The following is a 14,640-nucleotide window of genomic DNA, read 5'->3' on the forward strand; positions in this document are numbered from 1 at the left end:
CGACGTCAGCCTGACGCAGCCACTTCTCCCAACGTCATCGGATGGACCCCAAAGTCACTGGCGACCTGCTCGATCGTCACGCCCGACTCGCGGTTGCGGGCGACCCGGACAACATCCTCACGAAACTCGCGCGGGTAGGGCTTGGGCACAGCAACATCCTTTCAGCCTGCACATCAGCAAGCAATCTCAGATGTCACAGATCCCTTCAGCAGCCCCTCACCCCTACCTCCGGGTGTGGCTTCACCTGGTCGAAGTCTTCACTCGCGTCATCACAAGCCACGCTGTCCGCGACGGATTCTCCCACAACGTCACCGAACTCATCGCCGGAATCGCCGACATCGTCAACGGCTCGGACGACCGCTGCCACCCCACACCTGAACCAAACCCACCACCGACACCCTGTCTAACACAACCCGTCAACGAACCTCAGACGCGCCACCCTAGTGTCCTGCGCCTGAAATCCGTGAGATATATTGGTGTAGGGACTCAAGGATCTCCTCGGCGGTCTTCGTCCAGGCGAAGGGTTTCGGCTCTTGGTTCCAGGTCTCGATCCAGGTGCGGACTTCTTTCTCCAGCGCGGCAACGCTTTTGTGCACGCTGCGTCGGAGAAGTTGCTGGGTGAGGAAGGCGAACCAACGCTCGACCTGGTTGATCCAACTGGATCCGGTGGGGGTGAAGTGCACGTGGAAGCGCGGGTGTCGGGCCAGCCAGTCGTTCACGAGTGGCGTTTTGTGCGTGGCGAGGTTGTCGCAGACCAGGTGTACGTCCAGTTCGGCGGGTACGGCTTTGTCGATGGTGACGAGGAATTTCTTGAACTCCACCGCTCGGTGCCGGCGGTGGATTTCGGAGATCACGGTCCCGTCGGCGATGTTGAACGCGGCGGACAGGCTGGTGACGCCGTGCCGGACGTAGTCGTGACTGCGCCGCTCGGGCATGCCGGGCATCATCGGCAGCACCGGTTGCGAGCGATCCAGGGCCTGCATGCCGGACTTTTCGTCCACGCACAGGACCATGGCCCGCTCGGGAGGATTGTGGTACAGGCCAACGACATCGACGACTTTCTCGACGAACAACGGATCGCTCGAGAGCTTGAACCCGTCGATCAGATGCGGTTTGAGATCAAACGTGCGCCAGATCCGCCCGATCGTCGATTTCGACAGCCCCGACTTCTCCGCCATCGACTTCCGCGACCAGTGCGTCGCATTCTTCGGCGTCTCCTCCAGCGTTGCCGTGACCACCTCCTCGACCGTGTCCAGCAAGATCGACGGCGGACGCCCTGGCCGCTGCTCGTCCACCAGACCTTCCAAGCGTTTCTCGACAAAGCGGCGCCGCCATTTGTTCACCGTGTTCGGTGCGACGCGCAACCCGGCCGCGACCTGCTTGTTCGCCACCCCGGGCTCGGCGCAGGCCAACACGATCCGCGACCGCAACGCCAAAGCCTGCGACGACTTCGCCCGCCGCGACCACCGCACCAACTGCGCGCGTTCCTCCTCGGTCAACACCAACTCGGCCTTCGCCCGCCCCGGGCGAAGGCCGTCCGCCAGCCCGTCCAACCGAGCCTGCGCAAACCGCTGACGCCACTTCAGCACCGTCATCCGGGACACACCCAGATCGGCAGCAACCTGCTCGTACACGACACCAGATTCAGCACACGCCAACACAATCCGCGCCCGCACCGCCAACCGCGACGTCGCCCGCGACCATCGAACCAACTGGTCACGCTCACCATCGCTCAACACAAACTCGCCAGCAGAACGACCCGCATCAGACATGCGCATAGTATAGGCATCCAACCCACGAATTTCAGGCGCGACACACTAGAGGAACTTCGCTCTCTACCCGGCGCATCGGCAACCATGCGGCCAGTGTCACTACTATCGAAACGCACGCCATAATTGCCATGACCAGCGGAACGCTAATTGCTTCGGCTAATGAACCCGAAACAAAAGCGCCAAGTCCTTGACAGGCGATACGTCCAGATGATTCAACACCCTGGACCTGACCGAGATTCGCGCTGGGAGTCAGCCTCACCAGAGTCTCCTGCAGTCCCAGCGAAGCCGAAAAACCGATACTCGAAACAAACACCAGAAAGGCCGCGGCAACTACATTTGGAACAAATAGAAACCCTAAGTACGGTGCCGCCAGTAGAAATCGCTGAAACAGGTTGATGCGCCGCCTCCCCACAGAGGATAGGGCTCTCGCAACAAACAGATCGCTGATCAGCATACCGATGGCGCCAGCAGTGAGCAAGTAGCCGCCACCGGACCCGGCGTAAGGGATGAATAACGATTCACATCCGACAATTAACCCGTTCGGAACCCAAAGAAGGCAGATGACCACGCGAGCGTTCGGCTGTTGAACCAGCCATCTGTTAACCGCCCATGTCTGCTTGATGCTTGGCGGACTGGGCATTCGCACGCTGTGGTCTCTGACGCGAAATCGTATAGCAGCCGCCCCAAGTAGCATCACAACGCTACCGCCAATAAATGTTACTCGATTGTCAACGTAAGCAACCAGAGTAGCACCGAACGCGAACCCGACAATCTGCATAGCCGAATTCACTATATTTAAGAGGCTCCGCGCTGGAGCGTAGGCATCGTTCGGGACGAGCTCGCTCAGTATTCCGAACCTGATACCACCGGCCACCGCAGACACAGCGCCTCCTGCTATGAGCAAAGCGAATCTACCGGCTATCGGCAATGGGAAAGCTTGGAAGCCGACTAGCGCGGCTGAAACGATCTGCAGAACCGTCATCGCGGGCCTTGGTGACGCGGTATCTGCGAGGGACATCAGAGTGGCACCTCCGATGATATTCGCCAGCGCAGGCGTGAACATGCTCAATGCAGTCAGCAATGGCGACCCGGTTTTATCGTTGACAATTATACCGATTACCAGGCCAGAGACGGAGAGGCTGACCACGGTTGCGAGCTGACTACCGAGTAAGGCGTTGAACTCACGATTCCGCAGAAGCGAACGGTATGTTGCGTCCATTGGTCAGGTCCGCATTGACCGTGAGGTGACTGTCATCGGCACTCCCGGCGGAGAAGAAGGTCACGGGTGATCTGCATTTGACCGTGGTGTTGAGCTACCTCATGTAAAATGTGTAGCAGCACGCCGCCAATTGTCACGCTGTGCAACCTCGCCCCCATAGCCTCAGCAGCTTCCGGGCGTGCTAGGCAATCGGCGTATCCGGACTCGATGAGAGCTACCAGATTATCCCGCTGTGCACGCGCGTCCGCGATCACTCGCTCAGCATCGTGATCGGACCTGAACTCTGCTTCGCGATCACGGCTCACATCGGCGCCAGCGGCAACCTTCGCGCCCCAGAACCGCATCACGCCGGTACAATGGGACAGCACCGCGACGGCGGTGTTGGCACCGGGTATGTCGGGACGCTCGTGCGCAGCTGGACCGAGTCGACGCACAACGTCGACCAGGCCGTTGAGTGCTTTGTCTAACGATCTCACGTAGTCCGCGAGGCGGACATCGAGGTTCAAATCCTGCATCATCTCACACCTGTCGTACAGTTTAGTGTCCGCGATCCGGCGGTCTATGCAGTCGCCAGAAAAGTCTGTTTTCCAGCACCGAGGCCAAATACGGCGTTCCTGCGGTGTAACCTGTCCCGGTCTGGTCACCGATCATCCGACGCGCTAAGGTTAGATGTGTGGTCTTCCATCGTTGATGCGCCTCCTCCAGAGACAGCAGGGCACGGCGCAAGTGCACAGAGGCGTTATCGTCAGACATAAGCCGTTCTGTCGTTGCAGGTCGAGCGACGTCTTGTAGGGATGGTGTACGGGACATGAGAAGATCATCGCGTACGTTGGGCACGGACTCAAAGGCTGGCGAGTTCAATCGCTCGGATCTAGGCTTGCCACATGCCGCCTCGAAACGCTTGTAGTTATCGGACTGGATCGCTGAGGCCCCCTCGGTAAACCTGCGGAACGTGGCGAACGACATCGGCTGCAGTGTAGCCAAGAGTGAGAACAGGCATGCCGATTCCACCAGTACGGCATGGGCGCACTCGATGACTGAGGATGATTCTTCCAACTCGTCAGCCTCTGCATGTTGTGTGGCTTTCTCAATATATACTGCCATAAGTTGGAATGTTACTTCGAAACATTGTAATATTCTGATGAACATGTATTCGTCGTGTATGATGTACACCGGAACGATCGTCAAGAGCAGTGCCTGCGCAGAAGGACTCTCGGCGCACAGAGAAAAGAGCTGTTGTGGGACTTTGTCACCAGTTTCAATATCCGGGACTGTACCAATCAAGCGATTGCATGGCCCAGAAAGTGCACGGTACGCAAGATGCTCTCGTTTAGTCAAAATTTGCTTATCGGGAACTTCTGAGGGTAATTGCCATGCCCCTAACTGTATCGAGGATCGCTCAAACCTGATTATATCGGCGAGCAAGGCTGTCACGGTGGCGTCCCGTTGTTGGAGGAGTGAATCCATGTTCTCCTGCTCGTTTAGGCGAATCCACTGGTTCGCAGTATACGAGTTGTAATCGTAACGATCATCGTATTTGTCCAGAACTATTGAAAGGTAATATCGGAGGTTCTCGTTGTTCTCGCTTCGAGATATTTTATCAAGCGTGATACGAGCGTCGGCTAGAGCATCAAGTACCGCGGCTGGCAGAAAATGTTTTCCACAATCGTACAAATACGCGACCAAAACTTCGATCGGAAACGTCGACTCGTCCGGAGCATTCTGCCAAACCGCCAGGCTGTCAATTATTATTGCTGGAAGGCCTCGCGACGCGCGTGCGGCCTCGTGAACATCTTCTACTTCTTGAAGCAGTTCCAAGTAGTATGGCTTTTCTCTCATCACTTTTACAAAGCTCCTCGGTGTGCAATGTATATAGGCGTACGGATCACCATTAGTACTCGTGCGCCGCATTGGCGAGAGCACCGTGGCCAGAGCTGATGGGATCGTGGCCCGAAGTTAGTGAGTATCGAACGCCGAATCCGCCAAAGTGTCGCCCGAAAAAAAATGGGTTCCACACCGGCCTTACGGGAACGGAGCAGCGCCTTGCGCCATCGGGCCACATCGCAAGTTCGTAGGTGTCCACGCTGTGGTACTCCTGCGCTACAGCGTCGTCATTCTCGAAGGCATCGTTAAGCTCTTGACGCCATTGCGATGCCGTTGCATCGTGGCCGATGGCGACTTGTTCGGCTTTCATTCCGACGTTCTTCTTGATTACGAACCTCTCTTGATGCCTGGCTAGCAATTTTTCTAAATCAACACTTTTACCATACAAATCGACTTGACCTGGATGGATCTCGCGTGTCCATGGAAGATATCGGTCAACGACTTGTCGGTCGACAGCACTCATCCAAGGAAGACCGCGGGAGAGCCAAGCCATGACGCGCTTATTGGCGAGTAGGTACGACGTTTGCGATGGGAGTAATGTGAGCCTGCCGCTGCGAAGAGCCTCGACTAAGGGGCAAAGTTCGATCCCAATTTCACGCCATTCAGGTACCGTGAAATATCGCAGTCCCGACCCTAGACAGCGTGACATATTTTCATCATTCAACACTGATGGTATGTCTTCAGGGCATAAATTTAGTCCTGTCAGGCCCACTCGCTTGAGAGCAGCGACCTCGATTTCCATGGGGCGATCGGACCCAAGGTCATGGCGCGACGCAACGATCGGGACCGGGCGCGCGTCTTCCTGCTGTGTCCGTAGGTCTCGGAAGTACCGTGCTCGGGCATCCGCCGGTCTACTGGGGTTCGTACGACGCGCGTCGTCAGATAGGAGTCGATCCCAGGCAACCAGTACCTGCTGCGTCTGGGGGACACCTCCCACAGCACCGCTGATGTTGAACTCCACGAACTTTGGCTCCTGCGCCGAGAAGACGATATCGGGCCTTGCCATGGGGTCACAGTACTGGACTTCCCAGATCGGATCGGCAGTGAACAGCGGATGATCATCCGGTACCGCGTTCAGCGCTCTTAATCGGTCCTCCGCGCTACTTCCACACATCACTATCGCCTGACGTAGTAGCCGTATTAGGTGATGGGCGGCGACAGTAAGCGCCTGTACAGTACGCGCGCTGATATAAAAGGGCTCTGCTGGCAATGACGCGAAGTCGAATTCTAAACCCCGTAGTTGGTCGCGCAGTTGCGCCGCTACGTATGACCTATCTGCCAGTGTTCTCATCGAGGATCCTCCTGCCGTCTTCCCTATTGCGGCTACAGCCCGCGGGCGCCGCACTGTGGCAGATGCCCCGTGACGAGACGATGTGGCATTGCGCTACCTGCACAACAGGCATCTATAAGCGCGTGTCGACGAATCGCCGCATGGAGTCCGCGGCTTGCGTATGGTCTTCCCTACCACGCGGGGCAGGAACGCGAGCGCTGGTTAGGCAGGAGGAAATATTCCGAGCGCGTCCGGGGAAGGGAGGAGTCGCGGCTACTGTTTGAACCGCACTATGGCCACACACTAGGCGCCGTTCCTCTCCAACACAATCGTGAACACTCGAATGGAGTAGAGAAAGTGGACCCAATAGGAGCGGCAGTCGTCGGTGGATCGGGCGCAGCAGCCCGAACAGGCGTACCGCGCGGGTTCACCGAGGCGGGGTTTCCCGTAGGACAGTCGAGCCCCTTAAGCCCTGGGTCGACACGCCCCTCAAGATCCTCATGGCGGCCATGTACAGCCCGCGAGAGTCGCGCGCTACCCGCAAACCCCGATCTCAAACTACCCATATTGGGTTCTCGACGACGGAATGCGACGAGGCTTACACTGCCAAGAGCGCAGCTGGTTAGCGCAGTGGGGGCCATGGGTGGTTTGGGGATTTTTGGGCCTGAGCTTGCTTCTGGTATTGATCTTTGGAGAGTGGAACACGTGTATATTGACATGCTGCAAAGCAAAATTCATCGCGCCAGGGTGACGCAAGCGGATCTTCATTACGTGGGCTCGTTGACGCTTGATATTGATTTGATTGAAGCGGCTGAGATACTCCCCAGCCAGAAGGTCGACGTAGTCGACGTCAATAACGGGAGCAGGCTGTCGACGTATGTCATCGAGGGGGTTCGGGGTTCTGGTGTGGTTGGCATCAATGGCGCTGCTGCACGGTGCATTAGTCCCGGCGACTTGGTCATCATCATCGCTTACACCGCTATCGACCATGAGGCGGCCAAAACGCACCGCCCCCGCATCGTCTTCGTCGACACAAACAATTCCGCGGCCTGGGTGGGTTCTGATCCAGCGGAAACGCTAGATCACTCCGGACTGGCGCGCGGTGACGTGACGACTGTTGGTCGTGAACGATGAGTATGCCGACGACCGCGTCTGGATCAGGAGCTGATCTCGGAGGACGAGTGGAGCTGCCTGAAGCACTGACTCAATACTATGAGGAGCTCACTGCCCTCCTTCTTTCCCAATCTCCGCAGAACGGTGGTGGGGAATTCACACCGGGATGGTCGTTGCCACCCCTCGATCAAAGACTCACGGAGTTCTTCCGCCCATCGACCTTGACGTGGTCTCCGCTAGCGACATACAACCATTGCCGTCTGTCTGTGTTAGACCTGCGCTCAAATCCAGCCACACGAACGACGAAGACGTTTGCGTCCTTGCTGATGGTCGCTCGCGCAGTCGAGTTCGTTCGTCGCACACGAGAGCGTGTCATGATTGTGACCCCGTCATCGGCAAACAAGGCGACCGCCTTACGGGACGCTGTATGGCGGGCAGTCGACCTTGGTTTGGTTAGCCCCTCAGAGATACAAATCGTCTGCTTAGTTCCCGAGATATCGGTGCACAAGGTATGGGACTCGCCATTAAACCACGACCCGAGCTTGCGCAGGGCGAACCCGGTGCTGACATTGCCGGCTGGCTCGGCACAGAACGTCAAGGACATAGTCCGAGCGGTTGCCGTTAGCGAGGCCGAACAGGTGTCCTCACGCTGTGGCGTCAACGTTTGGTTCACGCTCGCGCTGGACAACTATAAGGTGGCCGACGCGATACGGGGGTTCATGGAGCGCGACATGCTGCCAAGCCCCGAGGGTGCGCGAGTGCACGCCCATTCCGTGTCCAGCGCCTTTGGACTACTGGGACACGATTACGGCCAACGCTGGCGAGGTGGCATCGCACGGTCACAGTACTTCCTCGTGCAGCACCTCGCAGCACCGGACATGGTGCTCGATCTGTATACAGACAGCTTTGATCGGGCTGGCTTGCCGACCTACACCGCGGACCCGACAACGGGGTTACACGTTCAGTGTGCAGACCTCCACTTCCCATTCACAACACACGCTGTGGACGAGAACCTCGATTCGACTTTCTACACTCACGCCCCGGTTACCGCGGCGGCCATGAAGTCGATCATCCGCACACAAGGCGGTGGCGGGATTGTCGTGTCGCTCCACGAATGCGTCGAACGGTATGGCGCCGTTCGAGAACTTCTTCGCCCGACAGGCATCGACATTCCAGCTGACCCGCGAGACGTACGGGAATGGTCACTGGTAATGGCTATGGTCGGTGTGCTTAATGGAATCGACCGTAAGCTGTTACAGGCGGGTACGGAAGTAGTCGTCCATGCATCCGGAACTTATGGAGTCCATGAGTACAAAGCGCTATCCCGTGAACACGCGATCAGCGTGTCAGATCCAGAACAACTTATCGACCAAATGATCACCGCATCAGCGTGTTCATCTCGCTAACCACGAGATTACTTGGAATAACCGTATGTAAAACTGCCAAAACTTCAACACGATGGAGCTGCCTTATGAGCCATTCGCCGATTAGCATCCTTTCCCAGACTGACTTCAATGGTGAAACGATATCTCAAGAACGCCTCGAATCGACCTTCCGGGAGATGATGGAGGAGCACGGATACGTACTAATGGTGAACGTCCCTGACACCTTCGGTCAGGTCGGCTTCTGCCGCCGTATCGGCAACTTCGTTCCGAATTACAACGGTGCCGTCGTAGGCGACGTCCGCCCTGAACCTGGGATGGATGACGTCTACCACGCGGGGAACACTAAGCCATTGACACCGCACACGGAAGGCTACGATTTCAAGATGTTGCCGCCGCGCTATATCGCCCTGTGGTGTGTTTCTCCCGTGACCGGAGGGGGCGGAGAGACCACGCTCGCGGACACGCAGCCCTGGGTATCCGACCTGTCCGACGAGCAACGCGAACACCTAGATAAGACCGAATACGACTGGAAAACGACTGACGGAGTACGCCGTCTCGGTCTAGATCTACATACTCGCCATCCCATACTCGCGTCGCATGACAACGTCACGATCATCCGCTTCTCTTGCAACAACCTCATCCGCGACGACAACGACCCCGCTACTGATCTTCAGAGCCGGTGGCACCAACGCTTCGAACGCGAGCATGTAGCCGTGGACTACGAACAAAACGACATGCTGGTCTGGGACAACTGGCGTATGCTCCACGCCCGCAACGCCTTCCGCGACCGCAGTCGGCATCTCCGGCGAATTCAAATCTCAGCGGACAAGGGCTAGCATGCACTTTGTGCCCACGGTGGTGATCTTGGGAACGGGTGCGTTCGCTACGACGCTCGGACAGGCGCTCTATCGGTGCGCCGAACGTCCCACCAAGATCCTGATCGTAGGCCGGACCACTGCGCGAGTCGCCTACGCGGTCCGGAACATCACCACAGCAGTCGACGACAGTCCTGCTCACATCGACGGAACAGTCGTCGATTTCGGCATCGACTGTGATCTCTGCCCAATCATGAACAAACACCAACCATGTTTGGTTGTCACGTGCACATCACTGCACTCGCCCTACGAGGTGAACTATACGACGAACCGTTGGACGAGCCTGCTACATACCGCCGGTTTTGGGTTCACCGCACCGCTCCAATCCGTTGTCGCGGTGCGCGCGGCAGAGGCGATAAAACGCACTGCTGGCCGACAATGCATGCATCTGAACGCTTGCTACCCAGACCTCGTGAATCCGCTGCTCCGTGCCCTGGATCTACCGATCGCGTGCGGTCTTGGCAACGTCGGAACGCTCGCTGCGGCACTGGCGCGAATCTACCCTACGCTAGGCGCCAACAAGCTCGCCATGGCCGCTCACCACCGCCATCTCAAGAACCCACCAGTCGGAACCGCTGACGCGCTCGTCTGGCTCGGTGACCGACTGATGCCATCAATCACGGCCACTCTGAACCAGGTTCGACAGTGGCCGCGTTCGCGGCTTAACGGCCTCGGTGCCACCGCAAGCGGCACATTCATCGCCCGCCTGCTGACTGGTGAACGTCTGCACGAAAATCTTCCGGGCCCGCTCGGCCTACACGGCGGGTACCCCGTTCTGATCGATCTGGACGGCTGTCAACCCGAGGTTCCATCGAGTCACGGATTGCGCGCGATTGATCTGCAGCATCGACAGCACGCTCGCTGCGAGGGAGTAGAAGTGAAGGACCGTCAGATCGTGTTTCACGGCGACACGCTAAGCGAGATGCATCAGCATGGGATGCTCACCGATCGAGCACGCGTGCCAGTCCACGACTGGGCAAAGATGGCACAGCAGCTGCTGCTGCTTAGGGAGACATACCGCATTCTCCCGAAGTCCGGGCGGACGACGGAATCTGAACCCACTGACGAATGCTAATGGCCGAACACGAGGTGATGGCGATGGATACCGACATTGACACCAGCGAGCCTAATACGCATGCAATACTGGCCAGAACCCGAGACCAAGCGCGCTATACGTGGAACAACACCTCATTACGAACGCTATGCGCCATGCGTCATCAATTAGACCGTCTCACACCGGCGGCTCCTTGCATCATATCCCGACCAAAACATGAAGGGCCGAAACTTGCATACGCTGGTTTACGCGTAGGACACCTTAACGTCCTGCAGCTAATGGAGCAGCGGCGCGATGCCATGGGAGGGGGCGGATCGTTTGTGCATCGAGTTCGCACAACATGGTCCTCACTGCGTGCTGGACTTTTTCCCGACGCGGATATGGTTATCATTGGTGGAGAACGAGATAGAATTGCTAGCCTACCACGGATTCGATCGTTTATAGCACCCTTCAGAATACATTTAGTGTTAGATACTTCTGATGGCTTGTCGAACGCTCGATCGCGCATATCTAAGCGGGAACGATGGGCCTTCTCTCGTAATCAACGCTATCATGACTGGACGCTCGTCGAAGATACATCGAAGGCTACGCTTAGGTACTTCTATGAACGTATGCATCAGCCTACGATGTCCATGCGTCATCATGACAATATCAGAACAGAATCATTTGACGTCGCGAGTCGCGCAATTATGCCACACGGAAGGCTATTTCTCCTTTTGCAGAATGGCTCCGCAATAGCTGGTGTACTCTGTCACGATACGGGATACACGCTTACCACACGATTACTGGGGGTGCTAGATGGTAACCTAGATCATTATAACTCAGGCGCATTTAAGGCAGTATATCATCTGCTGATCGACTGGGCTTGTCAAAATAGTATAGACCAAGTTGACCTTTTTGGGACTGAGGCATTCGTGGCCAAAGGAATATACCAATGGAAGCGCAAGCTTGGGCCAAACGTTAAACTGCCTCCGAATCACTTTCACAGCAAGCGCCTCTACCTCTATATACGTAACGACACACCAGAGATCAGACATTTTTTAATTTCAAACCCTATTCTGGAGATGGCGACGCCAAAGACCATGCGCCCGGTGTACTTTCACGACCATCTACACCCGCCGCGCGTCGACATACCAGCGAAGGCTGGCTTGCTCGAACCAGAACGTTTTGTCGATCTCGATGCGATCTTCGCAGGTAAATGAAGGCGACCTAGCGACCAGTGATAGCCGGGCGGAAGCAAAACAGCGATGGGGGCCTAGATGACACACTACCGACCTCGTTTCCAAATGGACTGCGACGGTGTATCCGTTACCACTGCCGACCATCTCGACGGCGGCGGCAGCGACTTCGGTAAAGCTTACATTCGATTCTTTAAAGAGGACTTTGTCGGCAAAACTGACTCTCTCCTGGAATGGTGCTGCGGACCAGGATTTATCGGCTTCTCGTTACTCGGTCGCCGACTGTGTAAAACGCTCACATTAATAGATATTAATCGAGAAGCTGTAGATGTCTGTTCGAAAACGATTCAGGGTAATGGATTGGCCTGCAGGGCGAGCGCACACAGGAGCGATTGCTTCGATGATGTTCCCGCAGAAGCACGCTGGGATATAATCGTGGGGAACCCGCCACATGTCAACACCCGCACTCCTGGCTCTACGGACTTTCAGCGCAGAAAGCCTCCAGTTATCTACTTGGATACCGATTGGGCTATACATCGAAGATTCTATAATCAAGTTCAGGGTCACCTCCGTCCCGGTGGTAGTGTCGTCCTTCAGGAAAAGTATCGTTTTGCAGATCCAATGATATTTCAATCTATGGCAGAAGATGCTGGCCTTGCAGTCGTAGGTGCCGTCCAATGTTCGGAGCCGTACGAGGAATATTATTTCATGTGGACCCGTCTGCCATTATAGTATTAGTCGAACCGCCTTCCTGATTTTGAGTAAATTATCTTTCGGGCGGTTGACGAACAGATAGATTTTCGTGTAAGTAGATCGTTAATTCTTCAAATGATGCGTCTCCGTGAGGGAAGCACCTGTCAGTACAATTATTCGTGCTCGATGATCTGGCCGATAATAGATACTACGGTTAGAGCGGTCCCATCAAGGCGATCTTGGCCGAGCTTGAGGACGGCATATGGCCATCGCAATGAGGCACGTGCCGGACGACCAATAGCTTGCGTAGGTGATCCGCCCATCCATTGAATGCCAGTCGCAAGGCAGGTGCGCCAGCCTGATTACCTACCAGCTTGGCGTCCGCTGACGTCGCCGCGTCGGCTGTTCAAGGTGGTCACCGCCCTGTTGGCAACGTGATCGGGCGCGGGGTGATGTTGTAGGCGATGAGGGTGTCGGTGTTTAAACATCGCACAGATCAGGCAGGAGCGCGCGGGAGGCTTCCCGTTGGCCCATCTCGATTCGCGAGATGAGTTCGGGCTCGGTGCGCATTTCCACCTCGCCGCTGAACCTCACGACCGGCAGGGTGTTGGGTGGATCGTCTTCGCAATCATCATCGTGCCTCCGTACTACGAGACCGCATCGCGTGTCGTTGCGGAGAATGGCCGCTCAGAGGCGCTCGAAGGGCAGTCACATTCATTCTTCGCTGTGGAGGACGCGCTCTTCGACGTAGCTGCTGTCTCAACCAAGAGCCACTGACCGTGCTGCCGCGTTCGTCCTCAGGGTAAACCCCTGAACGGGTGTGACTGTTCTTCTTACCAGGGCCTCACCTGGGGCGGAGCGGGGTCAGTCGGAACACCGACGGCTGTATCCAGAAACGATTACAGTACGGAAGGACCGCTCGTGCTGGCGACCACATGCTGGATTCCCCACGAGCGGGGCTACTGCGGAGCACCTGTCGTCCTTAGTGAGTAAGTGTCGGATAGTTCCTGGCTCTGGCCACTTCCGGGTACGCAGGATATGGTCAATGACGGCCGGTTCAAATCTGGAGCTGGAGCATGTCACCCGCTTGCGCCGGATGCCCGTCTGGTTCACGCCACGTGCCTGCCGGTAATCTTGCCCTTGCCTCCTCCGAAACGGAAGGCAGGAGCAATGACTGTCCGTAACGCAACACCAATTCGGTGGTCAGCTGCGCGGCAGCCCACTCCTGTCTGACTCCGTGCCCGTGTCATCGGTGCGCGTGCGGTCGGTCGAACCGGAGGTTTCATTCGCGGAGGTCGAGCTGGTTAAACAGCGGGCGCAGTGGGGGCGGCCTCGGCAGTCTACGTGGCGTTGCAGGGACGCCTACCCAATACTCCGGATCGCAATATTGCCTGGTGCTGGGACGACGAAGGTGGGTGGGCGCTGGGGGTGGAATCCGGTTGGGGCGCGAAGGTGCATGTGGTCGCCTACTTCGGTGACGACGACGTGTTGCCTGTTCCCGAGACTGTGGTGCTGTTCGTGAAGGCAATACTGGCTGGCCATTCCGCGGGTCAGGTGGAGACGCCGGTGTTGGTGTGTGAGGGGCTGGCCGACTATGCGAGCACAGGCATCTGTCCTGACGAGGCGACGAGAACGGCAGAAGCAACAACAACACGGAGAACGGAACGCGAATGACGGAGTCGACCGCCGATGGGCCGGTGTCAGCCGAAGCCGGCCGCGAGCTGGTTTCGGCGTTGACGCAGGCGGCCCATGACCTTGCCGCGCAGCCGGGGTCTGAGGAAGAGATGCTGCGGCTGATCGTGTCGTCGGCAGTGGCCACAGTCCCTGGCGCCGAACATGCCGGCGTGTCGTTGCTGCGCGGCGACGGAGTGATCACCTCGTACACGCCGTCGAGCAGTACCGTCTCGGAGGTGGATCGATTGCAGTCCACCTACCGGGAAGGTCCGTGTGTGACCGCGTTGTGGGACCAGCACACGGTGGTGGTCGACGATCTGGTCGCCGAGGCCGACCGGTGGCCGCGGTTTGCCCCGGAGGCTGCTGCCCGAGGGATTCTCAGCATGCTGTCGTTCCAGCTGTTCACTCGTGATGACTCCCTGGGCGCGTTGAACCTTTACTCCAGTGTTCGCAAGAGGTTCGATCTCGACTCGCAGATGCTGGGCGGCTTGTTCGCCTCGCAGGCCGCGCTGGTACTGGCCGG

15 protein-coding genes are annotated in these 14,640 nt (G+C 57.3%); 9 read left to right on the forward strand and 6 right to left on the reverse strand.

All coding sequences use genetic code 11. From position 1 onward, the window contains the following. Positions 1-5 precede the first annotated feature (5 nt). From A37U_RS52220 to A37U_RS52235, 6 genes are all read right to left on the reverse strand, one after another. Positions 6-149 carry a hypothetical protein gene (locus A37U_RS52220; protein WP_020500071.1) on the reverse strand — a complete coding sequence of 48 codons (144 nt, stop codon included), beginning with the start codon at positions 147-149 and terminating at the stop codon, positions 6-8. A gap of 291 nt (positions 150-440) precedes the next feature. Then, complete coding sequence (locus A37U_RS0135400; RefSeq protein ID WP_083934170.1) at positions 441-1,772, reverse strand: IS630 family transposase; 1,332 nt, start codon at positions 1,770-1,772, stop codon at positions 441-443. 31 nt (positions 1,773-1,803) lie between these two features. Further along, on the reverse strand, positions 1,804-2,991 hold the full coding sequence (locus A37U_RS52225) for an MFS transporter (protein WP_157183228.1): 1,188 nt from the start codon (positions 2,989-2,991) through the stop codon (positions 1,804-1,806). A 32-nt stretch (positions 2,992-3,023) separates the two neighbouring features. Beyond that, on the reverse strand, positions 3,024-3,509 hold the full coding sequence (locus A37U_RS0135405; protein WP_020501401.1) for a DinB family protein: 486 nt from the start codon (positions 3,507-3,509) through the stop codon (positions 3,024-3,026). 19 nt (positions 3,510-3,528) lie between these two features. Continuing rightward, entirely contained in the window at positions 3,529-4,830 is a 1,302-nt protein-coding gene (locus tag A37U_RS52230; RefSeq protein ID WP_169526990.1) for a tryptophan 2,3-dioxygenase family protein, read from the reverse strand. A gap of 52 nt (positions 4,831-4,882) precedes the next feature. Further along, the gene (locus A37U_RS52235) at positions 4,883-5,617 is read right to left on the reverse strand and encodes a hypothetical protein (protein WP_157183230.1); all 735 of its coding nucleotides are present in this window, start codon (positions 5,615-5,617) and stop codon (positions 4,883-4,885) included. Positions 5,618-6,784: 1,167 nt separating this feature from the next. Here A37U_RS52235 and panD point away from each other — a divergent pair. From panD to A37U_RS46935, 9 genes are all read left to right on the forward strand, one after another. Continuing rightward, positions 6,785-7,279, forward strand: coding sequence for an aspartate 1-decarboxylase (gene panD, locus A37U_RS0135410; RefSeq protein WP_420806277.1), 495 nt, complete (start codon positions 6,785-6,787; stop codon positions 7,277-7,279). Between the two features lie 2 nt (positions 7,280-7,281). Next, positions 7,282-8,664: a DUF6002 family protein gene (locus tag A37U_RS54190; protein ID WP_240437784.1), complete on the forward strand. Its 1,383-nt coding sequence runs from the start codon at positions 7,282-7,284 to the stop codon at positions 8,662-8,664. 65 nt (positions 8,665-8,729) lie between these two features. Continuing rightward, positions 8,730-9,479 carry a TauD/TfdA family dioxygenase gene (locus A37U_RS0135415; RefSeq protein WP_020501404.1) on the forward strand — a complete coding sequence of 250 codons (750 nt, stop codon included), beginning with the start codon at positions 8,730-8,732 and terminating at the stop codon, positions 9,477-9,479. A 10-nt stretch (positions 9,480-9,489) separates the two neighbouring features. Further along, positions 9,490-10,593, forward strand: coding sequence for a hypothetical protein (locus A37U_RS52245; RefSeq protein WP_157183232.1), 1,104 nt, complete (start codon positions 9,490-9,492; stop codon positions 10,591-10,593). A 770-nt stretch (positions 10,594-11,363) separates the two neighbouring features. Continuing rightward, positions 11,364-11,774, forward strand: coding sequence for a hypothetical protein (locus A37U_RS55190; RefSeq protein ID WP_420806278.1), 411 nt, complete (start codon positions 11,364-11,366; stop codon positions 11,772-11,774). A gap of 84 nt (positions 11,775-11,858) precedes the next feature. Further along, the gene (locus A37U_RS55195) at positions 11,859-12,482 is read left to right on the forward strand and encodes a methyltransferase (protein ID WP_420806279.1); all 624 of its coding nucleotides are present in this window, start codon (positions 11,859-11,861) and stop codon (positions 12,480-12,482) included. A gap of 486 nt (positions 12,483-12,968) precedes the next feature. Next, complete coding sequence (locus tag A37U_RS0135430; protein ID WP_020501407.1) at positions 12,969-13,220, forward strand: hypothetical protein; 252 nt, start codon at positions 12,969-12,971, stop codon at positions 13,218-13,220. A 567-nt stretch (positions 13,221-13,787) separates the two neighbouring features. Continuing rightward, on the forward strand, positions 13,788-14,117 hold the full coding sequence (locus A37U_RS52250) for a DUF6292 family protein (protein WP_157183234.1): 330 nt from the start codon (positions 13,788-13,790) through the stop codon (positions 14,115-14,117). Beyond that, on the forward strand, positions 14,114-14,640 hold a 527-nt coding region (locus tag A37U_RS46935), incomplete at its 3' end, for a GAF domain-containing protein (protein WP_020501408.1). The genes A37U_RS52250 and A37U_RS46935, both read left to right, overlap by 4 nt.

Source organism: Sciscionella marina DSM 45152, from assembly GCF_000379465.1.
Lineage (GTDB): Bacteria > Actinomycetota > Actinomycetes > Mycobacteriales > Pseudonocardiaceae > Sciscionella > Sciscionella marina.

Bases quoted from the DNA above. Each gene is read 5' to 3' on its own strand.
- A37U_RS0135400 (WP_083934170.1), bottom strand. From the start codon at position 1,772: ATGTCTGATGCGGGTCGTTCTGCTGGCGAGTTTGTGTTGAGCGATGGT.
- A37U_RS52225 (WP_157183228.1), bottom strand. From the start codon at position 2,991: ATGGACGCAACATACCGTTCGCTTCTGCGGAATCGTGAGTTCAACGCC.
- A37U_RS0135405 (WP_020501401.1), bottom strand. From the start codon at position 3,509: ATGATGCAGGATTTGAACCTCGATGTCCGCCTCGCGGACTACGTGAGA.
- A37U_RS52230 (WP_169526990.1), bottom strand. From the start codon at position 4,830: ATGAGAGAAAAGCCATACTACTTGGAACTGCTTCAAGAAGTAGAAGAT.
- A37U_RS52235 (WP_157183230.1), bottom strand. From the start codon at position 5,617: ATGGAAATCGAGGTCGCTGCTCTCAAGCGAGTGGGCCTGACAGGACTA.
- panD (WP_420806277.1), top strand. From the start codon at position 6,785: ATGGGTGGTTTGGGGATTTTTGGGCCTGAGCTTGCTTCTGGTATTGAT.
- A37U_RS54190 (WP_240437784.1), top strand. From the start codon at position 7,282: ATGCCGACGACCGCGTCTGGATCAGGAGCTGATCTCGGAGGACGAGTG.
- A37U_RS0135415 (WP_020501404.1), top strand. From the start codon at position 8,730: ATGAGCCATTCGCCGATTAGCATCCTTTCCCAGACTGACTTCAATGGT.
- A37U_RS55195 (WP_420806279.1), top strand. From the start codon at position 11,859: ATGGACTGCGACGGTGTATCCGTTACCACTGCCGACCATCTCGACGGC.